This window comes from Microbacterium sp. Gd 4-13 (assembly GCF_003095395.1).
GTDB lineage: Bacteria > Actinomycetota > Actinomycetes > Actinomycetales > Microbacteriaceae > Microbacterium.
The window spans coordinates 80,264-103,885 of record NZ_QEIJ01000001.1 but is presented as its reverse complement, the minus strand read 5'-3'; the positions used below and the strand labels follow the sequence as shown (position 1 = coordinate 103,885).

General features: G+C 69.1%; 22 protein-coding genes. 12 read left to right on the top strand and 10 right to left on the bottom strand.

Annotated features, from left to right (window positions below; translation table 11 throughout):
- Window positions 1-7: 7 nt before the first annotated feature.
- From DEA06_RS00450 to DEA06_RS00440, 3 genes are all read left to right on the top strand, one after another.
- Entirely contained in the window at window positions 8-448 is a 441-nt protein-coding gene (locus DEA06_RS00450; RefSeq protein ID WP_116646007.1) for a PTS sugar transporter subunit IIA, read from the top strand.
- Complete coding sequence (locus DEA06_RS00445; protein WP_116646006.1) at window positions 445-1,599, top strand: mannitol-1-phosphate 5-dehydrogenase; 1,155 nt, start codon at window positions 445-447, stop codon at window positions 1,597-1,599. The genes DEA06_RS00450 and DEA06_RS00445 overlap by 4 nt, the downstream gene beginning before the upstream one ends.
- Before the next feature lie 73 nt (window positions 1,600-1,672).
- Complete coding sequence (locus tag DEA06_RS00440) at window positions 1,673-2,392, top strand: alpha/beta hydrolase (protein WP_240606801.1); 720 nt, start codon at window positions 1,673-1,675, stop codon at window positions 2,390-2,392.
- Window positions 2,393-2,463: 71 nt separating this feature from the next.
- Here the strand turns inward: DEA06_RS00440 and DEA06_RS00435 are convergent, their stop codons facing one another.
- The 9 genes from DEA06_RS00435 to DEA06_RS00395 form a co-directional block, all read right to left on the bottom strand.
- A complete protein-coding gene (locus DEA06_RS00435) occupies window positions 2,464-3,381 on the bottom strand; it encodes a hypothetical protein (RefSeq protein WP_116646005.1) in 918 nt (305 codons plus the stop codon).
- A gap of 158 nt (window positions 3,382-3,539) precedes the next feature.
- Window positions 3,540-4,655, bottom strand: a complete 1,116-nt coding sequence (locus DEA06_RS00430) for an adenosine deaminase (protein ID WP_116646004.1) — start codon at window positions 4,653-4,655, stop codon at window positions 3,540-3,542.
- Between the two features lie 25 nt (window positions 4,656-4,680).
- Window positions 4,681-5,982: a thymidine phosphorylase gene (locus DEA06_RS00425; RefSeq protein ID WP_116646003.1), complete on the bottom strand. Its 1,302-nt coding sequence runs from the start codon at window positions 5,980-5,982 to the stop codon at window positions 4,681-4,683.
- Complete coding sequence (locus DEA06_RS00420; protein ID WP_116646002.1) at window positions 5,979-6,380, bottom strand: cytidine deaminase; 402 nt, start codon at window positions 6,378-6,380, stop codon at window positions 5,979-5,981. The genes DEA06_RS00425 and DEA06_RS00420 overlap by 4 nt, the downstream gene beginning before the upstream one ends.
- A gap of 61 nt (window positions 6,381-6,441) precedes the next feature.
- Complete coding sequence (locus DEA06_RS00415; protein WP_116646001.1) at window positions 6,442-7,728, bottom strand: ABC transporter permease; 1,287 nt, start codon at window positions 7,726-7,728, stop codon at window positions 6,442-6,444.
- Complete coding sequence (locus DEA06_RS00410; RefSeq protein ID WP_116646000.1) at window positions 7,725-9,005, bottom strand: ABC transporter permease; 1,281 nt, start codon at window positions 9,003-9,005, stop codon at window positions 7,725-7,727. Before DEA06_RS00410 ends, DEA06_RS00415 begins: the two co-directional genes overlap by 4 nt.
- Entirely contained in the window at window positions 9,002-10,516 is a 1,515-nt protein-coding gene (locus DEA06_RS00405) for an ABC transporter ATP-binding protein (RefSeq protein WP_116645999.1), read from the bottom strand. The genes DEA06_RS00410 and DEA06_RS00405 overlap by 4 nt, the downstream gene beginning before the upstream one ends.
- 92 nt (window positions 10,517-10,608) lie before the next feature.
- The gene (locus DEA06_RS00400; protein WP_116646749.1) at window positions 10,609-11,688 is read right to left on the bottom strand and encodes a BMP family ABC transporter substrate-binding protein; all 1,080 of its coding nucleotides are present in this window, start codon (window positions 11,686-11,688) and stop codon (window positions 10,609-10,611) included.
- Between the two features lie 225 nt (window positions 11,689-11,913).
- Window positions 11,914-13,032, bottom strand: coding sequence for a mannose-1-phosphate guanylyltransferase (locus DEA06_RS00395; RefSeq protein ID WP_116645998.1), 1,119 nt, complete (start codon window positions 13,030-13,032; stop codon window positions 11,914-11,916).
- A gap of 213 nt (window positions 13,033-13,245) precedes the next feature.
- Here DEA06_RS00395 and sdhC point away from each other — a divergent pair, with 213 nt between their 5' ends.
- The 8 genes from sdhC (at window position 13,246) to trpS (ending at window position 21,197) form a co-directional block, all read left to right on the top strand.
- Window positions 13,246-13,680, top strand: coding sequence for a succinate dehydrogenase, cytochrome b556 subunit (gene sdhC / locus DEA06_RS00390; RefSeq protein WP_116645997.1), 435 nt, complete (start codon window positions 13,246-13,248; stop codon window positions 13,678-13,680).
- Window positions 13,680-14,126: a succinate dehydrogenase hydrophobic membrane anchor subunit gene (locus tag DEA06_RS00385; protein WP_116645996.1), complete on the top strand. Its 447-nt coding sequence runs from the start codon at window positions 13,680-13,682 to the stop codon at window positions 14,124-14,126. The genes sdhC and DEA06_RS00385 overlap by 1 nt, the downstream gene beginning before the upstream one ends.
- A 49-nt stretch (window positions 14,127-14,175) precedes the next feature.
- Complete coding sequence (sdhA, locus tag DEA06_RS00380; RefSeq protein ID WP_116645995.1) at window positions 14,176-16,005, top strand: succinate dehydrogenase flavoprotein subunit; 1,830 nt, start codon at window positions 14,176-14,178, stop codon at window positions 16,003-16,005.
- 2 nt (window positions 16,006-16,007) lie between these two features.
- Window positions 16,008-16,793, top strand: a complete 786-nt coding sequence (locus tag DEA06_RS00375) for a succinate dehydrogenase iron-sulfur subunit (RefSeq protein WP_187266873.1) — start codon at window positions 16,008-16,010, stop codon at window positions 16,791-16,793.
- Window positions 16,794-16,835: 42 nt separating this feature from the next.
- Window positions 16,836-17,975 carry an MFS transporter gene (locus tag DEA06_RS00370; protein WP_240606746.1) on the top strand — a complete coding sequence of 380 codons (1,140 nt, stop codon included), beginning with the start codon at window positions 16,836-16,838 and terminating at the stop codon, window positions 17,973-17,975.
- Between the two features lie 9 nt (window positions 17,976-17,984).
- Complete coding sequence (locus tag DEA06_RS00365) at window positions 17,985-19,139, top strand: YihY/virulence factor BrkB family protein (RefSeq protein WP_116645993.1); 1,155 nt, start codon at window positions 17,985-17,987, stop codon at window positions 19,137-19,139.
- A 138-nt stretch (window positions 19,140-19,277) separates the two neighbouring features.
- Window positions 19,278-20,126 (top strand): exodeoxyribonuclease III, encoded by an 849-nt coding sequence (locus tag DEA06_RS00360; protein WP_205781187.1) that lies wholly within the window; start codon window positions 19,278-19,280, stop codon window positions 20,124-20,126.
- A 66-nt stretch (window positions 20,127-20,192) separates the two neighbouring features.
- Window positions 20,193-21,197, top strand: a complete 1,005-nt coding sequence (trpS, locus tag DEA06_RS00355; protein WP_116645991.1) for a tryptophan--tRNA ligase — start codon at window positions 20,193-20,195, stop codon at window positions 21,195-21,197.
- A 236-nt stretch (window positions 21,198-21,433) separates the two neighbouring features.
- Here trpS and DEA06_RS00350 read toward each other — a convergent pair whose 3' ends face one another.
- Window positions 21,434-22,276, bottom strand: coding sequence for a DUF559 domain-containing protein (locus tag DEA06_RS00350; protein ID WP_116645990.1), 843 nt, complete (start codon window positions 22,274-22,276; stop codon window positions 21,434-21,436).
- A gap of 257 nt (window positions 22,277-22,533) precedes the next feature.
- On the opposite strand from DEA06_RS00350, the gene DEA06_RS00345 reads away from it, so the two are divergent.
- Window positions 22,534-23,397: a DNA-formamidopyrimidine glycosylase family protein gene (locus tag DEA06_RS00345; protein ID WP_116645989.1), complete on the top strand. Its 864-nt coding sequence runs from the start codon at window positions 22,534-22,536 to the stop codon at window positions 23,395-23,397.
- The last annotated feature ends 225 nt before the right edge of the window (window positions 23,398-23,622 follow it).

Here is a 23,622-nt window from a genome sequence, read left to right as displayed (position 1 = left end):
GAACGACATGCCACGCGACGTTCTCAGCATCGACCAGGTGCGCATCCACAGCGGCGGTGCGACCCGTGAAGAGGCGATGAAGGAGGCCGCCGACATCCTCGAATCGGCCGGCGCCGTGACGTCGGAGTACTTCGACGCGATGCAGCAGCGCGAGGAGACCGTCTCGACCTACATGGGCAACGAGCTCGCCATCCCGCATGGCACCAACGAGACGAAGGATGCCATCCTCGACTCCGCGCTCTCGGTGGTGCGCTACGACGGCGGGGTCGACTGGGGCGGAGAGCCGGTGACCTTCGTCATCGGCATCGCCGGCAAGGGCGACGAGCATCTCGAGATCCTCTCGCAGATCGCGATCCTCTTCTCCGACGAGGACGAGGTCGCCAGACTGAAGCAGGCCGACGCCCCCGAGGCGCTCTACCAGGCCCTCGCCGCGGTCAACGACGCATGAAGGCCGTCCACTTCGGCGCCGGCAACATCGGCCGCGGCTTCGTCGGCGTGCTCCTGCACCAGGGCGGCTACGACCTCGTGTTCTCCGACGTCGCAGCGCCCCTCGTCGACGCGATCAACGACGCATCCGAGTACACGGTGCACGAGGTCGGCGAGGGCGGCGTCGACACCGTCGTCACCGGCTTCCGCGCGATCAACAGCGCGACCGACGCTGCGGCGCTCGTCGATGAGATCGCCGGGGCGAACGTGGTCACCACGGCCGTCGGTCCGACGATCCTGAAGTTCGTCGCGCCGCACATCGTGGCGGGCCTGGGCCTTCGCGACCCCGCATCGCCGCCGCTGCAGATCATGGCGTGCGAGAACGCGATCGGCGCGACCGACACCCTCCGCGAAGAAATGGCGAACGCAGCCGGAGATGCGTGGGACGCCGTCTCTGCCCGCGCCGTCTTCGCCAACACGGCCGTCGACCGGATCGTGCCCGCCCAAGCTCCGGGCGACGGCATCGACGTCACGGTCGAGCCGTTCTTCGAGTGGGCCATCGAGCGCGCGCCGTTCGGCGATAACCCTCCCCGCATTCCGGGGGCGCACTTCGTCGACGACCTGACGCCGTACATCGAGCGCAAGCTCTTCACGGTCAACACCGGGCACGCCACCACCGCCTACTTCGGTGCCGAGGCGGGGATCGAGCGCATCTCCGACGCCCTGGCCGACCCCGCGATCGCCGAGAAGGTCGAAAGCGCTCTGCGCGAGACCTCGGAGCTGCTCATCGAGAAGCACGAGCTCGACGCCGCGACGCAGCACGAGTACCGTGCGACCATCCTGCAGCGGTTCCGCAACCCCGCGCTCCCCGACACCGTCTGGCGCGTGGGGCGCCAGCCGCTGCGCAAGCTCTCCCGGCACGAGCGTTTCGTCGGCCCCGCCGCCGAAGCCGTCGACCGGGGCCTCCCCGTCGACGCCCTCGTCGCCGCGATCGGTGCCGCGCTGCGGTTCTCCGATCAGGAGGACGCGCAGGCCGTCGATCTCCAGCGGATGCTGCGTGAGCAGTCGGCCGCAGAGTTCACGGCGTCGGTGACGGGCCTTGACGCGCAGCATCCGCTCTTCGCCCGCATCGAGGCGCAGGTCGCCGCGCGCCAGGCGGAGCTGGCAGCCTGACGACGTGACCGATCCGCACGACGCGACGCCGGCCGGGGGCACTCCCCCGCGCCGGCGTCGTCGGTTCCGCGCACTGCGCTGGACCCTGGGCGTCATCGGCGGCCTCATCGCGGCGCTGCTGATCGGCATCGTCGTCTGGAGCCAGGTCGACGTCATGGGCGCCGAGGCCGGCCCGCTCGACGCGGTCAGGAGCGACCCCTCGATCTCGGTCGCCGACGACGGTGCGGGCATCGTGCTCGCGCCCGCCGACGGCGGCAGCGACGTCGGGCTCGTCTTCATCCCGGGCGCGAAGGTCGACCCGTGGGCGTATGCGGCCAAGCTCTCGCGTCTGGTCGTCGACGACGGCGTGACCGTCGTCATCACGCGGCCGTGGGTGAACCTCGCGTTCTTCGACCCGCGCCCGCTCGACGCCTTCACCTCGCTCGCCCCCGACGTGAAGGCGTGGGCGGTCGGCGGGCACTCGCTCGGAGGCGTCCGGGCGTGCCAGCTCGCCCCCGACGCCGACGCGCTCGTGCTGTTCGCCTCGTACTGCGCGAACGACCTCAGCGGTTCCGGTCTTCCCGTGCTGAGCCTCGCGGGCTCCGACGACGGCCTCTCGACCCCGCAGAAGATCGCCGACGCGAAGGGCGAGCTGCCCGCCGACGCGGAGTTCGTCGAGATCGCCGGCGCCGCGCACGCCTCGTTCGGCGACTACGGGCCGCAGGCCGGCGACGGCACCCCGACGATCTCCGACGCCGACATGACCGCCGCCCTGACCGACGCGATCGCCCCGTTCCTCGCCGCGCTCCCCTGACCACGGGTCTCACCCGACCGTGTCCCGATCCCGCCGGGAAAGAGTGCGTCATTCCCGGCGGGATCGGGACATCAACCCCGCGATGGCGACCACCCTGCACGCACCAACGCCTCCCGCACGAGGAAGACAGCCGGTTTGCCGCCGTCGCGCAGGTGGTGCCGCAGCACTCGCACCACATCCCACCCCGCGCGGCGTATAGCCGGCCAGCGATCGGAGTCTCGTTCGAACTGCCGGACGTCGAAGGCGTGCTGCCGACCGTCGTACTCCGTCCCGACGCGCCACCGCGGATAGGCCAGATCGAGCCGCGCCACGAACCGGCCGCTCGCGTCCCGCAGCACCCAGTTGAGCTCGGGCTCCGGCAGACCGGCTCGCGCCAGCACCAGGCGCAGCCGGGACTCCTCGGACGACTCCGAACCCGCACGGATGGCATCGAGCGCGGCGCGCAACCGCTCCGCGCCCACCCCGCCCATCGCCGCTGCCTCACGGCGCAGCTCCTCGAGCGTGGCGCAGCGGCCGCGCCCGACGAGATAGTCACCCGCCGCCACGAGGTCATCGAGGCTCCAGGATGCGCCGGCCTGCCGCCAGGCCCTGGCGGGCGACTCGACGGGGAGTCCCCCGATGAGATGCACCGCCGCATCTCGGTGCTGGAGCCGGTGACCGATCACCCCCTTGACCCGCGGCTCGCGCTGCGGACGGTGGGCGCTGACATGCACCTCACTACCGGACCGGCCCGAGGGCATCGGCGCACCCCAGAGAGCGAGGGCCGTGCCGTGGCTGAAGAACTGCCAGGGCGCGATCCGTGCGGCGAACTGCTGACACTGCCGCAGGAGTCCGTACGAGCCAGCATCCTTGTGGTCGCGCACGCCCGGAAAGGGGATGGCGAGATCGCGGGCGTCGAGCCGCCCGGCGCGCACGCCGGCCCGCTGGGCGTCGTGGATGGAGAACGGTCTTGCACGAAGTTCAGCGGGCAGATCGGCGGGAGGGCGCATCGCCCGATCCTGGCCGCCACATCACCGTCTGCGGCTCGGTGGGCACTCTCCTGTCCAGAACCCCCGCCGCCCGTCCCCTTGTGGAGGACGAGCGATGTCCCCATTCCGCCGCGAACTGACCGCGCATTCCCGGCCGGATGGGGACATCGGCTCGGAGGTCAGGCGCCGAAGCCGGCGGCGATGAGTTCGATGAGTTCCTCGCGCTCCTCGACGGGCAGGAAGGCACCCGCGGCGGCGTTGAGCTGGAACGCCTCGAGGTCGCCGAGGTCGTAGCCGAAGGCGTCGACGAGCAGCGAGAGCTCCCGCGTCAGGCTCGTGCGGCTCATCGTGCGGTTGTCGACGTTCACCGTGACCGAGAAGCCGAGCTGGTAGAGCAGATCGAACGGGTGGTCCTCGATCGCGGTGCCCCACGCCTCGATCGCACCGGTCTGCAGGTTCGACGACGGGGAGAGCTCCAGCGTGATCTCGCGGTCGCGCACCCAGCGGGCGAGGTCGCCGAACTGCACCATGACCTCCTCGCCCGAGCGCTCGATGACGTTCAGGTCTGAGGCGAGCCGCACACCGTGACCCAGACGCAGCGCACGACCGTCGAGAAGGGCGGAACGGATGCTGTCGAGCCCGGCCGCCTCGCCGGCGTGCACCGTCGTCGGGAAGAACTCCCGCGCGAGGTAGTCGAAGGCGTCGCGGTGCAGGGCGGGGAGGTATCCGTCCTCGGGGCCGGCGATGTCGAACCCGACCACTCCGCGCCCTCGCCACGACACGGCGAGCTCGGCAAGCTCACGGACGCGCTCGGTGTGGCGCATGCCCGAGATCAGCTGGCCGACGCGGATGTCGCGACCCGCTGCCTCCGCGGCATCCTCACCCTCTTCGATCCCCTCCTGCACGGCGTCGACCACGTCGTCGAGCGACAGACCACCGGCGAGGTGCTGCTCGGGCGCCCAGCGCACCTCGCCGTAGATCACGCCGTCGGCGGCGAGGTCTTCGACGAACTCGCGGGCGACGCGCGTGAGGTTCTCGCGCGTCTGCATGACGCCGGTCGTGAGGTCGAAGGTCTTGAGGTACTCCACGAGCGACCCCGAGTCCCCCTTCTCGGCGAACCAGTCGGCGAGGTCTTCTCCGTCGTCGACGGGGAGATCGACCCCCGCCGCATCGGCGAGCTCGACGATGGTGTCGGGGCGTACCCCTCCATCGAGATGGTCGTGCAACGACACCTTGGGCAGGCCGCGGAGCGACATCCCCTCGAGGCGGGCGTCTCCGTGCTGATCGATCGACATGGCTTCCTCCTGTGCGCGGGTTCGGTCAGGCCGTGATGCGCTCACGGACCAGTGGCAGCACGTCGACCGCCGAGTCGGCGATCTCCCATGCTCCCGCGACGGCCTCGAGAGCGCGGCCGAACCGCTTCTCATCATCGGCCGACAGGGTGAACAGCGGTTGACCAACCGTCACCCGATCGCCGGGCTTGACGTGCAGGTCGATGCCCGCAGCGTGGATGACGGGGTCGATGGCTCGGGCGCGCCCGGCGCCCAGCCGCCAGGCGGCGACGCCGAACGGCAGTGCGTCGACGCGCTGCACGATTCCGGCGCGCTCGGCGGTGACGACGTGCGTCTCGCGGGGCGTCGGGAGCGCCGCATCCGGATCGCCGTCCTGAGCGATGATCATCGCGCGCCAGGCGTCCATCGCACGACCGTCGGACAGGGCCGCCTCGACGTCGGCATCGGGGTGCCCCGCGAGGGCCAGCATCTCGCGGGCGAGGGCGAGGGTGAGCTCGACGACGTCGGCCGGTCCGCCGCCGGCGAGCACCTCGACCGACTCGCGAACCTCGTTGGCGTTGCCGATCGCGAGGCCGAGGGGCGTGTTCATGTCTGTCAGGAGCGCCGTGGTCGACACGCCCGAGTCGGTGCCCAGCGCCACCATGGTGCGGGCCAGCTCGCGCGCGCGGTCGATGTCCTGCATGAAGGCGCCGGAGCCGAACTTCACGTCGAGCACGAGCGCATCGGTGCCCTCGGCGATCTTCTTCGACATGATGCTCGACGCGATCAGCGGGATCGCCTCGACCGTACCCGTGACGTCGCGCAGGGCGTAGAGCTTCTTGTCGGCCGGGGCGAGGCCCGAACCGGCCGCGCAGATGACGGCGCCGACGTCGCGCAGCTGCGCGAGCATCTCGTCGTTCGACAGGGCCGCGCGCCAGCCGGGGATCGACTCGAGCTTGTCGAGCGTGCCTCCGGTGTGTCCGAGGCCGCGACCCGACAGCTGCGGCACGGCGACGCCGAACGCGGCGACCAGCGGCGCCAGCGGAAGGGTGATCTTGTCGCCCACTCCCCCGGTCGAGTGCTTGTCGACGGTGCGCTTGCCCAGGGAGGAGAACTCCATGCGCTCGCCCGAGGCGATCATGGCGTCGGTCATGACCCGGATCTCGTCGCGCGACATGCCGTTGAGGAGCACGGCCATCGCGAACGCCGACATCTGCGCGTCGGAGACGTAGCCCTTCGTGTAATGCTCGATCATCCAGCGCAGCGCGGGCTCGGGCACGGCCTGGCCGTCGCGTTTGGCGCGGATGATGTCGACCGCGTCGTGGGGGTGCACCTCCGACTCCGCGCTCATCGGGCCGCCTCCTCGAGGTCGCGCGGTCCGAAGGCATCGGGCAGCACCTCGTCGATCGTGCGGATCCCCGACACGGTCTCGAGCAGCATCCCCGGGATGGCGTGCTCGAAGAGCAGCTGCCGGCACCGGCCGCACGGCATGAGCGTGCGCCCGTCGCCGTCGACGCACACGAAGGCGACCAGCTGGCCACCGCCGGAGCGGTGCAGCTCGCTCACGAGTCCGCACTCGGCGCAGAGGGTCACGCCGTAGGATGCGTTCTCGACGTTGCACCCCGACACGATGCGCCCGTCGCTGACGAGGGCCGCGGCCCCCACCTTGAAGCGGGAGTACGGCGCGTACGCGTGGTGCATGGCATCGGTGGCCACAGTGCGCAGCTCGTCCCAGTCGATGTCGGTCATCTGTCCTTCTTGTCGTGAGTCGGATGCTTCGGCACGCCGTTGATCGGATGCCGCGGCGAGGTCAGCCCTTGATGTACGGCTTACCGGCGGCGGCCGGACCCCGGACACGGCCCGCCAGGCCCACCACCGCGAAGATGGTCACCAGGTAGGGCAGCATCGCCAGGAAGTCGCCCGGGATGGGCGACCCGAGGTTGCCGAGCAGGGTCTGGAGGTTGGTCGCGAACCCGAACAGCAGCGCTGCGAGCGTCGCGCGCACCGGGTCCCACCCGCCGAAGATCACCGCGGCCAGGGCGATGAAGCCGAGACCGTTGGTCATCTCCTTGTCGAAGCTGCCGACGGCGCCGAGGGTGAAGTACGCACCGCCGATGCCCGCGATGCCTCCGGCCAGCAGCAGGTTCCAGAATCGGGTCGGGTTGACCTTGATACCGACGGTGTCGGCCGCCTGGGGGTGCTCGCCGACGGCGCGCAGGCGCAGACCCCAGCGCGTCTTGTAGAGCCCCCACGCCACGGCGGGGACCGCGATGTACATGAGGTAGACGATGAGCGTCTGGTTGAACAGCACAGGCCCGAGCACCGGGATCTCGCTGAGCCCGGGGATGGCCCAGCGCGGGAAGCGCGGCGGGCTGTTCAGGGTGGCGCCGTTGGGCACCATGATCGCGCCGTGGAGGAAGCTCGTGAGGCCCGTGATGAGCACGTTGAGCACGACTCCGACGATCACCTGGTCGACGAGATAGCGGATGGCGAACAGACCGAGGACGGCTCCGACGAGGGCACCGGCGAAAATGGCCGCGACAAGGCCGAGCACGTAGCTGCCGGTGATCGTGCCGACCAGCGCACTCGTGAAGGCCGCGAGGAGGAACTGGGCCTCGATCGCGACGTTGACCACGCCCACCCGCTCGCCGATGACGCCGCCGAGCGCTCCGAAGACAAGCGGTACCGAGAGCGAGATCGCGCCGAAGAGCAGACCGGTGACGGGCACGAGGCCGTCCGCCGCCGACCAGGTGAGGAATCCGAAGACGCCCACCAGCGCGACGAGGATCGCGAGCCACAGGCCCGGGCGTCGGTAGCGCAGCGTCGCCCAGACCGAGTACGCGGTGGCGAGGGCGAGAAGCATCGCGCACACCAGTACCGTCGGCCAGGTGGGGACGAGGATGTCGGGCGCGGTCCACGACGACGCGCGGTCGGCGAGGCGGTAGGTGCTGACACCGGTGCGTCCGGCGGGGAGCGCGAGCAGCAGGACGAGGATCGTCGCCACACCGAAGGTGATCGAACCCTTCCAGCTGCGCTGGCGCGACATCTCGAGCCCCGGGTCGACGGGGGCGTTGTCCGTGACCGTGGCGGCGCTCATGCCGACACCGCCTTCCGTGCGGCGCGGCGCGTTCGCCGGGTGGGCGTCGCGGGGTCTTTCGGGAGGAAGAAGATGGTGCGCACGAGCGGCGGAGCGGCGATGAACAGCACGATCAGCGCCTGCACGACGAGCACGATGTCGACCGGGATGTTCTCGGTGATCTGCATCGTGAAGCTTCCCGCCTTGAGGGCGCCGAACAGGATGCCCGCGGCGAAGACGCCCCACGCGCGGCTGCGGCCGAGCAACGCCACGGTGATGGCGTCGAAGCCGATGCCGGCGTCGATGCCGTTGCCGAAACCGCTTGTGATCGTGCCCGAGATCTGGTTGACGCCGGCGAGTCCGGCGAGAGCACCCGCGAGAGCCATCGCGTAGATGAGGATGCGGCCGACCTTCACGCCCGACGCGCGTGCCGCGTGCGGGTTCTCGCCGACGGCGCGCATGCGGAAACCGAGCGAGGATCGCTCGATGAGCCACCAGACGAAGACCGTGGCAAGGATCGCCACGAAGAAGCCCCAGTTCACCGTGAGCGGCGCCGGGAAGATCGCCGGGAACTGCGCCGTGACGGGGGTGGCCTGGGAGATCGGCTGCGATCCGCCCGGGCGCATCAGCAGTCCCGGCGTCGAGAGCAACCACGACACGAAGTAGAACGCGACGAAGTTGAGCATGATCGTGAGGATCACCTCGTGCGCACCGGTGCGGGCTTTGAGCACTCCGACGATGCCGCCCCAGACGGCCCCTCCCGCGAGGCCGGCGAGGATCGTCAGCGGCAGGTGGATCCACAGCGGAGCGTCCACCGAGAACGCAACGAACGCGGCCGTCGCGGCACCGATGAGCAGCTGACCGCGGCCACCGATGTTGAACAGACCGACGCGGAACGCGAGTCCGACGCCGAGGCCGGCGGCGATCAGCGGCGTCGCGAAGTTCAGCGTGTCGGTGAGCGGTTTGATGGCCCGGAGGAAGTCGGGTGCGTCGTAGTTGTAGATCGCGCCGCGGAAGAGCGCCGAGTACGTGCCCGCGAAGGCATCCCATACCGCGGCGAGCATGTCGCCGGGGCGGGCGAAGAAGTAGCCGGCGGTGCGGATCACGTTCTGATCGGTCAGGGCGACGAGCAGGCCGCCGATCAGCATCGACAGCACGATGGCCAGCACCGTGGTGACGACGTTGCCGCGCAGGAGGTCGGCCACGAAGGCGTTCTGCCGCGGCGCCGGGGGCGAGGACGGCGTCTGGCCCGCCAGCGGGCCGGTGGCCGCGGGAAGCTCGGAGGAGGTGTCGGTCATGCGTTGATCCCCTCGATCGATTCGCCCGCCATCATGAGTCCGAGGGTCTCCCGCGACGCGTCGCCGGGCACGATGCCGATGATGCGGCCGCGGTACATCACCGCGATCCGGTCGGCGAGCGCCGACACCTCGTCGAGCTCGGTGGAGACGACGATGACGGGTACCCCGGAGTCGCGGGTCTCGACGATGCGCTTGTGCACGAACTCGATCGACCCGACATCGATGCCGCGGGTGGGCTGGGAGGCGACGAACAGCTTGAGCGGACGGCTCAGCTCCCGCGCGAGGACGACCTTCTGCTGGTTGCCGCCCGACAGGCGCCCCACGGCGGTCTGGGGACTCTGGGTGCGGATGTCGAACTCGTCGATCTTCTCGCGGGCGAAATCGGCGAGAACCGACCGGCGCAGAGTGGCGGCCTGGAAGAACGGTGCCTCCCCCGACCTGTTCAGCACGAGGTTCTCGGCCACGCTGAACTCGCCCACCAGCCCCTCGACCTTGCGGTCCTCGGGGACGAAGCCGACACCGGCGTCGATGATCTGCTTGACGCTGCGACCGTTCAGTTTCTCGCCGTCGAGGAGGATCGACCCCGACACCTTGGCCTGCAAGCCGATGAGGGCCTCGGTGAGCTCGGTCTGACCGTTGCCCTGCACTCCCGCGATCGCCAGGACCTCGCCTGGCTGCACGGTGAAGCTGACGTCGTTGACGACCAGGTGGCCGGTCTCGTCGGTGACGCTGAGTCCCTCGACGACCAGCCCGCCGGGGCGCAGGTTCGGAGCTTCCCGGCTCACGGTGAGCTCGACGGCACGACCGACCATGAGCGAAGCGAGTTCGGCGTTCGTGGCCGTCGGCTCGGCCTCGGCGACGACCTTGCCGAGCCTGATGACCGTGATGGTGTCTGCGACCTCGCGCACCTCGCGGAGCTTGTGGGTGATGAAGACGATCGACGTGCCCTCGTCGCGGAGCTGGCGCATGATGCCCATCAGCTCGTCGGTCTCCTGCGGGGTGAGCACAGCGGTCGGCTCGTCGAAGACGAGCACCTTCGCTTCGCGCGAGAGCGCCTTGATGATCTCGACCCGCTGCTGGACGCCGACGGGAAGGTCGCCCACGATCGCGTCGGGGTCGATGGCGAAGCCGAACCGGGCCGCCACCTCCCGCACGTGTGCCCGCGCGGCGGGGAGATCGAGCGCACCGCCGAAGCGGGTCGACTCGTGCCCCAGCATGACGTTCTCGGCGACCGAGAACACGGGCACGAGCATGAAGTGCTGGTGCACCATGCCGATGCCGGCCTGCATGGCATCGCCCGGACCCCGGAACTGCTGGACGACTCCGTCGAGCAGGATCTCGCCCTCTTCGGCCGTGTACAGACCGTAGAGGACGTTCATCAGGGTGGACTTGCCGGCGCCGTTCTCGCCCAGGAGGGCGTGGATCTCTCCGGGACGGACGACGAGGTCGATGTGGTCGTTCGCGACAAGGTCGCCGAATCTTTTCGTGATCCCGCGCAGTTCGAGCGTCATGACGTCAATCTAATCGAGGCGGAAGTGGGCGGCACCGGGGAGAACACGACCACGGCCAGCCGGAGCACCGGCTGGCCGTGGTCGTCGCGTGATCAGCCCTGGGCGGGCGAAGACACCGATTCGGCGTCGATCGTGCCGTCGATGATGCTCTGACGGATCGTCTCCAGCTCGTCGGCGAGGCCGAGCGCGACCTCGTTCTCGAAGTCGTGGAAGCTCGAGATGCCCACGCCGTCGTTCTCCAGCACGCCGACGAACGGAGTGGTGTCGAACCCGCCGGCGGCGGCTTCCATCGCGGCTTCGTAGACCGCGACGTCCATGCCCTTGAGGATCGAGACGAGCAGCAGATCGGCGACCGTCGGGTCGGTCTCGTAGACGTCCGCGTCGACGCCGAGCAGCGCGATGTTGCCGCCCGAGTCACGGATGGCCTGCGCGGCCGACTGGTAGATCGGGCCGCCGACGGGCAGCAGCACGTCGACGTCCTGGTCGATGATGCCCTGCGCGAGCTGCTTGGCGACGTCGTTGGCAGCGAAGGCGTTGGTGAACTGGCCCTCCTGCGTGGCCGAGTCCCAGCCCACGACCTGAACGTCGGTGCCCTTCTCGGAGTTGTAGTACTCGACGCCGCTCTGGAAGCCGTCCATGAAGATCGTCACCGGCGGGATCTTCGCGCCGCCGAAGGTGCCGACCTTGCCGGTCTGCGTGTACGAGGCGGCGGTGTAGCCGCCGAGGAACGCAGCCTGAGCGGTGTCGAAGAGCAGCGGCTTGATGTTCGGCGCGTCGGTGGTGCCGTCGAAGTCATTGTCGGCTGCGTCGTCGATGATCGCGAACTCGATGTCGGGATTGGCCAGGGCCGCCTCCACCGTCGGAGCGCTCAGGTTGAAGCCGACCGAGACGATGAACGTGCAGTTGGCCGCGACGAGACCGTCGAGGTTCGAGGCGTAGTCCGAGGCCGAGGCGGACTCGGTCTTGGTGACCTCGACGCCCAGTTCGTTCGCGGCACGCTCCAGGCCCTCGAAGCCGAGCTGGTTGAACGACTTGTCGTCGAATCCGCCCTCGTCCGAGACCATGCAGGGCTTGAACCCGTCGACCACCGTCGCGGCGCTGCCGCTCTCGGCGGGTGCGGCGGCGTCCGGCGCGGATCCACAGGCGGTCAGCAGCGCGAGGGTACCGACCATCGCGAGACCGCTGAGAACGGCCTTCTTCGTCGTCTTCACAAAGTCCTCCAGAACGGGGGTATGACCTCCGGGTTCGGAGATCGATGCAGTCACATTACATATTGTGACGCCCCGCTCCACGGCCCGAACGAGCGCCGAGGGGCAATGGTTACAAAGACGCAACAGAGGGGACACGGATGCGGCGTCCGAGCCGCCGATCTCTCTGCATTCCGGAGCATCCGCCCGTCAGAGCACGTCGCTGCGACCGGTGAGTTTCAGGGCGTCGACGACACCCTTCACCCGCTGGGCGTTGTCGCTGGTGGTGACCAGCAGCGCGTCGGGGGTATCGACGACCACGATGTCGTGAACGCCGATGAGGCTGATCACGCGACTGGTCTGCGAGACGACGATGCCGCTGGAGGAGTCGGCGAGCACGCGCGCGTTCTTGCCGAGGATCGCGAGCTCCCCCTTGCCGCCGTGCGAGTTGAGCTTGGCGAGGCTCGCGAAGTCCCCGACGTCGTCCCAGTCGAAGTGTCCGGGGATCACCGCGAGACGCCCCTTGTCGGCGGCGGGCTCGGCCACGGCGTAGTCGATCGCGATCTTCTTGATCGTCGGCCACACCCGGTCGACGACCGGCCCTCGACGGTCGCGGTCGTCCCATGCCTCGGCGAGCTCCATGAGACCGGCGTGCAGTTCGGGCTCGTTGGCCTCGATCTCGGCGAGGAGCACATCGGCGCGCGTGATGAACATGCCCGCGTTCCAGAGGTAGGCGCGGTCGGCGAAGTAGGTCTGGGCGGTCGCAAGATCGGGCTTCTCGACGAAGCGCTCGACCAATGCGGCCTCGGGCGCACCCTCGACGTCGAGCTCGTCGGCCTTCTTGATGTAGCCGAATCCGATCGACGCCTCGCTGGGCTGGATGCCGATGGTGCAGATGTATCCCTCCCGGGCGACCGCCACGGCCTGCTGCACGGCGAAGGCGAAGGTGTTCGTCCCTCGGATGACGTGGTCGGCGGCGAAGGAGCCGATGACCACGTCGGGCTCGCGGCGAACGAGGATCGCCGCGGCGAGACCGATCGCGGCCGCGGAGTCGCGCGGCTCGGACTCGAGGATCACGTTCTTGTCGGCGACGCCCGGAAGCTCGCGCTCGACCGCGGCACGATGTGCGCGCCCGGTCACCACGGCGATGCGGTCGCGTCCCGTCAACGGCTCGAGGCGGTCCCAGGTGTCGCGGAGCAGCGTCTGACCCGACCCGGTCAGGTCGTGGAGGAACTTCGGCGCCTCGGCGCGGGAGAGGGGCCACAGCCTGCTGCCGATACCCCCGGCGGGGATCACGGCGTAGAAGTCGTCGAGGGGGTGAGATGCCATGCCGCCAGGGTAGTGGCGTCACGGGGTCGCGCCCGTCGCGGCCGGGTGACCAGCGTGTAAACGATTCTCTCGATATCGAGATAGTTAGGAGGGCCTTAGGGGCGGACCTATGAGGCGCCGAATAGAATTGCGAGGCGCTCGCGCGCCGTCCGGGGTGCCCCGTGCGGGGGCATCGAATGGCCCCGAAACCATGTTCGATCAGGGAGGACGACCGTGTCAGCACCTGCACGCGTCACACCGTCGATATCCGAGACCACCTCGAAAGTCCCTCGCGGCACCCTCTACCGGGGTAACGAGGGAATGTGGTCGTGGGTGCTGCATCGCATCACCGGCATCGCGATCTTCTTCTTCCTCTTGGTGCACATCCTCGACACCGCGCTGATCCGCGTGTCACCCGAGGCGTACGACGCCGTCATCGGCACCTACAAGAACCCGATCATGGGCCTGGGCGAGGTGGCCCTGGTCGGTGCGATCGCCTACCACGCCTACAACGGCCTGCGCATCATCCTCGTCGACTTCTGGGGATGGGCCACCCGCCACCAGCGTCAGCTGTGGTGGGGCGTGCTCGGCCTCTGGGTCGTGACGATGCTCGGCTTCACGCCGCGCCACCTCATCAACGTCTTCTCGAGCATGGGAGTCGGACACTGATGACCACCGCAGACCTCGCGGCACCGCGCACCCCGTACGTCCGCAAGAAGGGCGTCAACCTCGAGAAGTGGGGCTGGCTCTACATGCGCGCCTCCGGCGTGCTGCTGATCATCCTGATCTTCGGCCACCTGTTCTCGAACCTCCTGACCAACGACGGCATCCACCAGATCGACTTCGCCTTCGTCGCGGGCAAGTTGGCCTCGCCGTTCTGGCAGTGGTGGGACGTCGCGATGCTCTGGCTCGCCCTCATCCACGGCGCCAACGGCATGCGCACGATCGTGAACGACTACGTCGCGACGCCGCTCATCCGCCGCATCCTGGTGGTGTCGCTGTGGACCTCGGCGGCGTTCCTCATCCTCCTCGGCACGCTCGTCGTCTTCACGTTCGACCCGTGCATCGGGGTCGACGAGGCCAGCGTCCTCTGGGAAACCTGCACCGGCGCCTGACCCGTATCTCCCCTCCCCCGCACGTCACCGACAGCAGAGGCATCTCCCCGTGAGCACCCAGACCAGCTCGGACTCCGTCGTCAAAGACGGAGTGCACTACCACCAGTTCGACATCGTCATCGTCGGCGCCGGCGGCGCCGGCATGCGCGCGGCGATCGAGGCCGGCCCCGGTGCCAAGACCGCGGTGATCTCGAAGCTCTACCCCACCCGCTCGCACACCGGTGCGGCGCAGGGCGGCATGGCCGCGGCGCTCGCCAACGTCGAAGAGGACTCGTGGGAGTGGCACACGTTCGACACCGTCAAGGGCGGCGACTACCTCGTCGACCAGGACGCCGCCGAGATCCTCGCGAAAGAGGCGATCGACGCGGTCATCGACCTCGAGAACATGGGCCTGCCGTTCAACCGCACGCCCGAGGGCAAGATCGACCAGCGACGCTTCGGCGGCCACACCGCCGACCACGGCAAGACCCCCGTGCGCCGTGCCTGTTACGCCGCCGACCGCACCGGCCACATGATCCTCCAGACGCTGTTCCAGAACTGCGTGCGCCTGGGCATCAACTTCTTCAACGAGTTCTACGTGCTCGATCTCGTGACCGTCGTCGACGATGCGGGCGCGACCCAGATCGCCGGTGTCGTCGCGTACGAGCTGTCGACCGGCGAGCTGCACGTGTTCCAGTCGAAGGCCGTCATCTTCGCCACCGGCGGCTTCGGCAAGATCTACAAGACGACCTCCAACGCTCACACCCTCACCGGCGACGGCGTCGGCATCGTCTGGCGCAAGGGCCTGCCGCTGGAGGACATGGAGTTCTTCCAGTTCCACCCGACCGGCCTCGCGGGCCTCGGCATCCTCCTCACCGAGGGCGCGCGCGGCGAAGGCGCGATTCTCCGCAACGCCTCCGGCGAGCGGTTCATGGAGCGCTACGCCCCCACGATCAAAGACCTCGCGCCGCGCGACATCGTCGCGCGCTGCATGGTGCAGGAGGTCGCGGAGGGCCGCGGCGCGGGCCCCCACCGCGACTACGTGCTGCTGGACTGCACCCACCTCGGCGCGGAGGTGCTCGAGACGAAGCTCCCCGACATCACCGAGTTCGCCCGCACCTACCTGGGTGTCGACCCCGTCGTCGAGCCGGTGCCCGTCATGCCGACCGCGCACTACGCGATGGGCGGCATCCCCACGAACATCAACGCCGAGGTGCTGAGCAACAACACCACCGTCGTCCCCGGCCTCTACGCCGCCGGCGAGTGCGCCTGCGTGTCGGTGCACGGCTCGAACCGCCTCGGCACCAACTCGCTGCTCGACATCAACGTCTTCGGCAAGCGCGCCGGCCGCAACGCGGTCGAGTACGTCAAGACGGCCGAGTTCGTGCCCCTTCCCGAGGACCCGGCCAAGGAGGTGCGCGAGCTCATGGAGGGTCTGCGCGCGAACCCCGGCACCGAGCGCATCGCCGTCCTCCGCAAGACCCTGCAGGACGAGATGGACAAGGGCGCACAGGTGTTCCGCACCGAGGAGTCCCTCACCCGGATGCTGACGACGATCGAGGATCTGCGCACCCGCTTCAACAACATCCACGTCGACGACAAGGGCAAGCGCTTCAACACCGACCTGCTCGAGGCCGTCGAGCTCGGTTTCCTGCTCGACCTCGCCGAGGTCGTGGTGTACTCCGCACTCAACCGCAAGGAGAGCCGCGGCGGCCACATGCGCGACGACTACCCGACGCGCGACGACGAGAACTACATGAAGCACACCATGGCCTACCTGACGGGCGACCCCCACTCGTCGTTCGCCTCCGACCACATCGAGCTCGACTGGAAGCCGGTGGTCTTCACGAAGAACGAGGCAGGCGAGTTGCGTTACCCGCCCCTGGAGAGGAAGTACTGACCATGGCATCGACAGTCATCGACACGACGGACGCCACGGCGGAGGCCTCGGAGACCACGGCCGACACCGGCATCCAGTCGTTCATCGTCACCTTCAACGTGCGTCGCTTCGACCCGGAGTCCGACACCGAACCGCGCTGGGTCGACTACGACGTGGAGCTCTACCCCACCGACCGCGTTCTCGACGCACTGCACAAGATCAAGTGGGAGGTCGACGGCTCGCTCGCCTTCCGCCGCTCGTGCGCCCACGGCATCTGCGGCTCCGATGCGATGCGCATCAACGGCCGCAACCGCCTGGCCTGCAAGACGCTGATCAAGGATCTCGACATCTCGCAGCCGATCTACGTCGAGGCGATCAAGGGTCTTCCCCTCGAGAAGGACCTCATCGTCGACATGGAGCCGTTCTTCGCCTCCTACCGCGACGTGCAGCCGTTCCTGATCTCCAAGACCAAGGCCGAGCCTGGCAAGGAGCGCGTGCAGTCCATCGTCGACCGCGAGGTCTTCGACGACACCACCAAGTGCATCCTCTGCGCCGCCTGCACCTCGTCGTGCCCGGTCTTCTGGACCGACGGCCAGTACTTCGGCCCCGCCGCGATCGTCAACGCGCACCGCTTCATCTTCGACTCGCGCGACGACGCGGCCGACGTGCGTCTCGACATCCTCAACGACAAGGAAGGCGTCTGGCGTTGCCGCACGACCTTCAACTGCTCCGAGGCCTGCCCCCGCGGCATCGAGGTCACGAAGGCCATCGCCGAGGTCAAGCAGGCGGTTCTGCGCGGCGGTCGCTGACACTCGCTCCCTGAGGGATCGTCCGCGCGCTAGCCTGTGCGCGTGGACGGGCGGATGCGGCGACCGGCGGGTGCCGCGATCGGCGCGGCGTATGCGGCGCAGGGCCTCGGCTATGCGGCCGTCGTCACATCTCTTCCTTCGCTGAAGGATCAGGTGCGCATCGACGACGCCGCCGTCGCGGTGATCGTGCTCGGCGTCAGCGTGGCCGCCGCTGCCGGATCGGTGCTCGCCGACCTCATCGCCGTTCGCGCCGGTAGCCGCGCGGCGCTCGTGACGGGCCTCCTCCTGCAGGCCGCGGCTCTGCCGCTGATCGCCCTCCTGACCCCTCTTCCCCCGTTCCTCGCGGCCTTCGCCGTCTACGGCCTCGGGCTCGGGTGCGTCGACGCGGCATCGGCGATGCAGGGCGTCGCGCTTCAGCGCTCGCGCGGGCGCCCCGTGCTCGGACGACTCTTCGCCGTCTACACCGCCGCGGCGATCGTCGGGGCGGTGCTCGTCGCCGGTGCGGCAGCGTCCTCGGCGTCGGCGATGCCGCTCCTGGTCGCCTGCGCGGTCGCGGCCGGCGCAGCGGTGGCGGGAACCCGCTGGTTCTCGACGGAGCGACCGACCGCCGCAGCATCCGGCTCGTCACGGCTTCCGCGGCGGGGCATCTGGGTGTTCGGCTCGGTCATCCTCGCGGCCTTCGCCCTCGACGCGGCCGTCAGCACGTGGAGCACGGTCTACCTCGCCGACACCCTCACCACCGCCGGCGTGATCGCTCCTCTCGGCTATGCCGCGTACCAGGGCGCCGTTCTCGTGACGCGGTTGGCGACCGATGCCCTCGTCACGAGGCTGGGCCGGAGGGCGCTGGCAGCACTGTCGGCGGTGGTTGCGATCGTCGGATGCGTCGTGATCGCCGCGATCCCCTTGCCGGCCGCGGCGGTCGTCGGGTTCGCGCTCGCGGGTGTGGCGACGGGCGTGCTCGTGCCCGTCGCCTTCGCCGCCGCCGGCGACCTCGACCCCGCACGCGCCGACGAGGTCATCGCCCGGGTGAATCTCTTCACCTACGCCGGCGCTGTGCTGGGGGCCGTGGGCGTCGGCCTCATCGGCGACGCGACCGGGCTCGGGGTCGCGTTCCTGCTTCCCGGCCTCGCGCTCGTCACCGTCCTCGTCGTCCGACGGCGCTTCGCCTCGCGCGCTCGGTAGTCTGATCCGGTGGCAGACTCCAACGCGTCCGGGGAGCGCCTGCAGGCGCTGCGCGAGCGACTGGACGAGCCGATCGAGAAAGCGACCGAACTGACGAGGAAGACCCTCGCCTGGTTTCCGATCCGCGTCTGGCGCCACTTCCTGCAGCACAACGGGTTCCTGCTCGCGGCGGGGATCAGCTATCAGTCGCTCTTCGCGATCTTCGGCGTCATCTATCTCTCCTTCGCCCTCGCCGGCCTGTGGCTCGGCGGCAGCAAGGAGTCGGTGCAGGCGCTCATCGACCTGATCAACCGCTACATCCCGCAGATCATCAGCGAGAACGGGCTCGTGAAGCCCGAGCAGGTCGAAGCGGTCGCGGCCGGCAGTACCGGCCTTCTCACCGTCACCGGTATCGTCGCGGCGGTCGTGGTCATCTGGACCGCCATCGGATTCATCACCTACGCGCGCCGCGCCGTGCGCGACACCTTCGGCCTCCCGTTCGACCGGCGCAGTTACGTACTGCTGAAAGCCCGCGACTTCCTCGCCGCCGCGCTGTTCGGGGTGGCGCTCATCGTCGGCGCCGGACTCGGACTCATCGCCACCGGCGCGATCGAGCTGATCTTCCTGCTGCTCGGCTGGGACAGCCAATCGATCTGGGTACGGGTCCTCAGTCGCGTCCTGGCGTTCGTGGTGGCGTTCTGGGTCAACACCCTCGCCCTGGCGGCCATGTTCCGGTTCCTCACCGGCGCCTCGCTCTCGTGGCGGCGCATCTGGTCGGGCTCGCTCCTGGGCGGCGGCGCGATGGTCGCTCTGCAGATCGCCGCGGGCTTCCTCTTCGTCTACTCCCCCACCAACCCCCTTCTGGCGACGTTCGCGATCTTCATCGGGTTCCTCCTCTGGTTCCGCCTGAACGGGATCGTGATCCTCGTCGCCGCCGCGTGGATCGCCGTGGGCGCCGAGGACCGCGGCATGTCGCTGTTGTCGGAGGACGAGCGGGTGGCCGCCGAGCACGCCGCGCTCGTCACCGCCGCGCAGGTGCGCCTGCGTGACGCCGAGCAGGAGCTCGGCGACGCGCCCTGGTACGCCCGGTGGTGGGCCACGCGCGAGGTGAACCGACTCCGCGACGAGCTCGCCGAGGCCGAAGCATCCGCCCCTCCTCGAGCCTCGAGCACCTTCCTCGACTGAGCCCGCTCGCCCGTCTCTCGTTCCTGTGCAGGAATGTGGCGCCTTCCTGCGAATGACGGCATCGATTCGTACCGTCGTGAGCAGCACGGTGTGGCAGTCGCCCCGGCCGTGTCGGGGGCCGCGGTTAGGCTTGCGGTCGTGTCTCGCAGCGTTCGTATCGTCTCCATCAATGTCAACGGCATCCGTGCCGCCGTCCGCAACGGAATGAACGATTGGCTCGCCGAAGCCGATGCCGACATCCTCGCGATCCAAGAGGTGCGCGCCACCGCCGACGACCTGCGCACCGCACTCCCCGGGTGGGAGATCGTCAACGACGAGGCCCTCGCGAAGGGCCGCGCCGGCGTCGCGATCGCGAGCCGGGTGGCTCCCGTCGAGGTGCGCACATCGCTCAGCTCCGATCCGGTCGATTCCGCCGGCCGCTGGATCGAGGGAGACTTCGACATCGACGGCGAGCCCGTGACGGTCGTGAGCGCCTACGTGCACAGCGGCGAGGTCGGCACCCCCAAGCAGGAGGCGAAGTGGGGCTTCCTCGATGCCATGGAGAAGCGGATGCCGCAGCTCGCCGCTGAGCATCCGCTGGCGCTGATCATGGGCGACCTCAACGTCGGTCACCGCGAGCTCGACATCCGCAACTGGAAGGGCAACGTCAAGAAGGCCGGTTTCCTCCCGCGTGAGCGCGGCTACTTCGACCGCTTCCTCGGCGAGGCCGGAGCGACCGTGACGGGCGTCGACGGCAGCGTCGGCACCGGACTCGGCTGGATCGACATCGGCCGCCGCCACGCCGGAGAGGTCGACGGCCCGTACACGTGGTGGTCGAGCCGCGGCAAGGCCTTCGACACCGACACCGGCTGGCGCATCGACTACCACCTCGCCACCCCCGCCCTCGCCGAGCGCGTCACCGACTACCGCATCGGCCGGGCCCCCTCGTGGGACACGCGCTGGAGCGACCACGCTCCCGTGGTGGCCGACTACACCCTCGGCCTCTGACGCTCCCCGCGCCCGCGTCGCACGGCGGCTGACGCCGCATCCGATCACCCGCCCTAGGATTGGGCGGTGATCAAACCGCGTTTGTACTCCGGCATGCAGCCCTCGGCCGATTCGCTTCAGATCGGCAACTACATCGGGGCGCTCATGCAGTGGCGGGAACTGCAGGACTCGTACGACGCGTATTTCTCCGTCGTCGACCTGCACGCGCTCACCCAGCCGAACGACCCGGCCGAGCTGCGGGCGAAGACCCGCCGCACCGCCGCCCAGTACATCGCGGCGGGCATCGAGCCGTCGCGATCGACCCTGTACGTGCAGTCGCACGTCTCGGCGCACTCCGAGCTCGCCTGGGCACTGTCGACGATCACCGGATTCGGTGAAGCCGGTCGCATGACGCAGTTCAAGGACAAGTCGGCTCGCTACGGCGCAGACGCCACCAACGTCGGCCTCTTCACCTACCCCGTGCTGATGGCCGCCGACATTCTGCTCTACCAGACCGACGTCGTGCCCGTCGGCGACGATCAGAAACAGCACATCGAGCTCACGCGCGACCTGGCCGAGCGTTTCAACTCCCGCTACGGGCAGACCTTCACCGTTCCGACGCCGGTGATCCAGCGCGACACGGCCCGCATCTACGACCTGCAGAACCCCACGGCGAAGATGTCGAAGTCGGCGGAATCCGACGCCGGTGTGCTGTGGCTTCTCGACGAGCCGTCCAAGAGCGCGAAGAAGATCATGCGCGCCGTCACCGACAGCGAGGGCGTCGTGCGGTTCGACCGCGAGGCGAAGCCCGGGGTGTCGAATCTGCTCGTGATCTACGCGGCCCTCAGCGGACGACAGATCGCCGCGATCGAAGACGAGTACGCCGGCCGCGGCTACGGCGACTTCAAGAAGGGCCTCGCCGAGGTCGTCGTCTCGGAGTTCGAGCCGGTGCGCGAGCGCGCTCTCGCGCTGCTCGACGACACGGCCGAGCTCGACCGGGTGCTCGCAGAGAACGCCGGGCGCGCAGCATCCGTCGCCAACCGCACCCTCAGCGACGTCTACGACCGGATGGGCCTGCTGCGCCGCGTGTGACCCCCGGGTGGCACCTCGTGGGGCCGGCCTCACTGCCACAACTCAGGATGATTCTCACCAACACTTGATCGAGCCCTGATTCGTCGCGGTGCGCGCGCCGCTCGGGCGTAACGCGCCTGAGTTACGGTCGCGCGGTCGACGACCATCGAGCGGACGCCGTCATCGAGCGGACGCCGTCATCGAGCGGACGCCGTCATCGAGCGGACGCCGTCATCGAGCGCGGCTCCCGCGCGCGGTCACCGAGGACCGCTCGCGAGCATGCGCTTGACCGCAGCCAGGACGAGTTCGGGTTCGTCCATGATCATCTTCGCGGTCGGTCTCAGCGTCGTGTATCCGCGAGCCGCGAGCAGGATGTCACGGCGACGGTCTCGCTCCTGGCTCTCCCAGCCGGAGTGGAACTCCTGGCTGTCGCACTCGATGACGAGCCAGCCGTCGACCACCAGATCGACACGTCCGATGCCATCGAACGCCACCTGGACCCTCACCTCGCAGCCGAGGGCCCGCAGCATCAGCCGCATGATCGTCTCCGGCCCCGACTCGGAACGCGGATCGAGCAGCGGGAGAATCACGCGGTACTTGGCAGGGAGAGCGTGGAACATGTCGGCGACCTCGTCCATGCGCACCAAACCCTGGTGCAGAGCGCTGTCGAGCGTGGCGACGGCAGCACGCGGCGCCTGGCAGAGCACGGAGTGAGCCAGCGCGTCGAGGATCGATACGCACGCCGACTGCCCGGGCGGGATCATCAGGGGAAGCCAGTGCAGTCGAACGCCCCGCCTCGTCCGCGACGACAGCGCGCGCCGTCGATCATGCGGGGATCGCAGGCGCGAGGCGTTGCGCGGAAGGTGGACGTGCAATGAGCCGTGGCGCAAGACGAAGACCGACAGCATCGACAAGAGCGACAGGCACGTGAGGCGCCCGCCCACACGCACGGCGCGGATGATCGACTCGGCCGTGTCGCCGGGAAGGTAGTGATCACGGCGCGCCCGGACCAGGTACCCGAGAGCGAGGGCGGCGTCGATGTCGGCGCGACGGAATCCGTCACGGACGAGGTCGGAGCGGTGGAGGAAGTCGATGTTCATCACGCGACGATCGCCCGCAGGAGCAAGCCCGTGGACGCGCGGTGCACATCCGTGGATGACAGGGGGCTCGACGGATGCTGTGGAGGAACGCTTCTCGCACGAATTCAGGCTGAATCCGGGCGCCCACCACCGCGTCCGCGAAACCGCGGGGCTCGATCGAACCCCGCGGTTTCCCATCCTGAGTTCGGGCAGAAGCCGGGAGCGCGAAGAGGGTGCGCGCACGGCCGGGGGTCGGCGGTGCGTGGGAGGATGGGCGCATGCCGGAGATGCCGGAAGTGCAGGGCCTCGTCGATTTCCTCCGCGGACGCGTGGTCGGGGTGGAAGTGGCGCGGGCGAGCGTCAGCGCGATCTCGGCGCTGAAGACCTACGATCCGCCCATCACGGCGCTGGTCGGTGCCCGGGTGACCGGGGTCGAGCGGCGCGGCAAGTTCGTCGACATCGCCACCGACGCCGGTGCTCACCTCATCTTCCACCTCGCGCAGGCCGGCTGGCTGCGGTGGTACGAAACGCTCCCGTCGACCGTGATCCGCCCCGGCAAGACGCAGATCGCGCTGCGCGTCGGTCTTGCCGACGGGTCGGGCTTCGACCTGACCGAGGCGGGCACGAAGAAGTCGCTCGCGGTGTATGTCGTGGGCGAACCCGCCGATGTGCCGGGCATCGCCCGACTCGGACCCGATCCGCTCGATCCGGGCTTCGATCGAGACACGTTCGCCGGGCTGCTGGCCGATCGGCGAACGCAGATCAAGGGCGTGCTGCGCGACCAGTCGATCATCGCCGGGGTCGGCAACGCCTACTCCGACGAGATCCTGCACGCCGCCAGGATGTCGCCGTACGCTCTCGCCGCGGGCCTGAGCGCCGAGGAGGTCGACCGCCTCTACGGCGCGCTGCGCGACACGCTGGCCGAGGCCGTCACCACCGCGAGCGGCAAGCCCCCGGCCGAACTGAAAGACGCGAAACGACGCGGGATGCGGGTGCACGGCCGCCGCGGCGAGACCTGCCCGGTCTGCGGCGGCGAGGTCAAGAGCGTGTTCTTCGCCGATAACTCGCTGGAGTACTGCCCGGTCTGCCAGACCGGAGGGAAGATCCTCGCCGATCGCCGGTTGTCGCGCCTGCTGAAATGACCGCGCACGACGGGGGAATGAAACGTCGAGACGGGCGTTGACTAGAATCGCACCCAACACACACGTGCTCCGGGGTCGGTGAGAATCCGAACCGGCGGTGACAGTCCGCGAACTCGCGGTATCCGACAGGATGCTGCGGGTTGATCCGGTGGAATTCCGGAACCGACGGTGATGCGACGAGCGATCGTCGTCAGTCCGGATGGGAGGAGGCACGCACGGTACGCC

Bases quoted from the DNA above. Each gene is read 5' to 3' on its own strand.
- DEA06_RS00385 (WP_116645996.1), top strand. From the start codon at position 13,680: ATGACCACCGCAGACCTCGCGGCACCGCGCACCCCGTACGTCCGCAAG.
- DEA06_RS00450 (WP_116646007.1), top strand. From the start codon at position 8: ATGCCACGCGACGTTCTCAGCATCGACCAGGTGCGCATCCACAGCGGC.
- DEA06_RS00425 (WP_116646003.1), bottom strand. From the start codon at position 5,982: ATGAGCGCGGAGTCGGAGGTGCACCCCCACGACGCGGTCGACATCATC.
- DEA06_RS00435 (WP_116646005.1), bottom strand. From the start codon at position 3,381: ATGCGCCCTCCCGCCGATCTGCCCGCTGAACTTCGTGCAAGACCGTTC.
- DEA06_RS00445 (WP_116646006.1), top strand. From the start codon at position 445: ATGAAGGCCGTCCACTTCGGCGCCGGCAACATCGGCCGCGGCTTCGTC.
- DEA06_RS00400 (WP_116646749.1), bottom strand. From the start codon at position 11,688: ATGGTCGGTACCCTCGCGCTGCTGACCGCCTGTGGATCCGCGCCGGAC.
- DEA06_RS00415 (WP_116646001.1), bottom strand. From the start codon at position 7,728: ATGAGCGCCGCCACGGTCACGGACAACGCCCCCGTCGACCCGGGGCTC.
- DEA06_RS00375 (WP_187266873.1), top strand. From the start codon at position 16,008: ATGGCATCGACAGTCATCGACACGACGGACGCCACGGCGGAGGCCTCG.
- DEA06_RS00430 (WP_116646004.1), bottom strand. From the start codon at position 4,655: ATGTCGATCGATCAGCACGGAGACGCCCGCCTCGAGGGGATGTCGCTC.
- DEA06_RS00405 (WP_116645999.1), bottom strand. From the start codon at position 10,516: ATGACGCTCGAACTGCGCGGGATCACGAAAAGATTCGGCGACCTTGTC.
- DEA06_RS00420 (WP_116646002.1), bottom strand. From the start codon at position 6,380: ATGACCGACATCGACTGGGACGAGCTGCGCACTGTGGCCACCGATGCC.
- DEA06_RS00410 (WP_116646000.1), bottom strand. From the start codon at position 9,005: ATGACCGACACCTCCTCCGAGCTTCCCGCGGCCACCGGCCCGCTGGCG.
- DEA06_RS00345 (WP_116645989.1), top strand. From the start codon at position 22,534: ATGCCGGAGATGCCGGAAGTGCAGGGCCTCGTCGATTTCCTCCGCGGA.
- DEA06_RS00350 (WP_116645990.1), bottom strand. From the start codon at position 22,276: ATGAACATCGACTTCCTCCACCGCTCCGACCTCGTCCGTGACGGATTC.
- DEA06_RS00395 (WP_116645998.1), bottom strand. From the start codon at position 13,032: ATGGCATCTCACCCCCTCGACGACTTCTACGCCGTGATCCCCGCCGGG.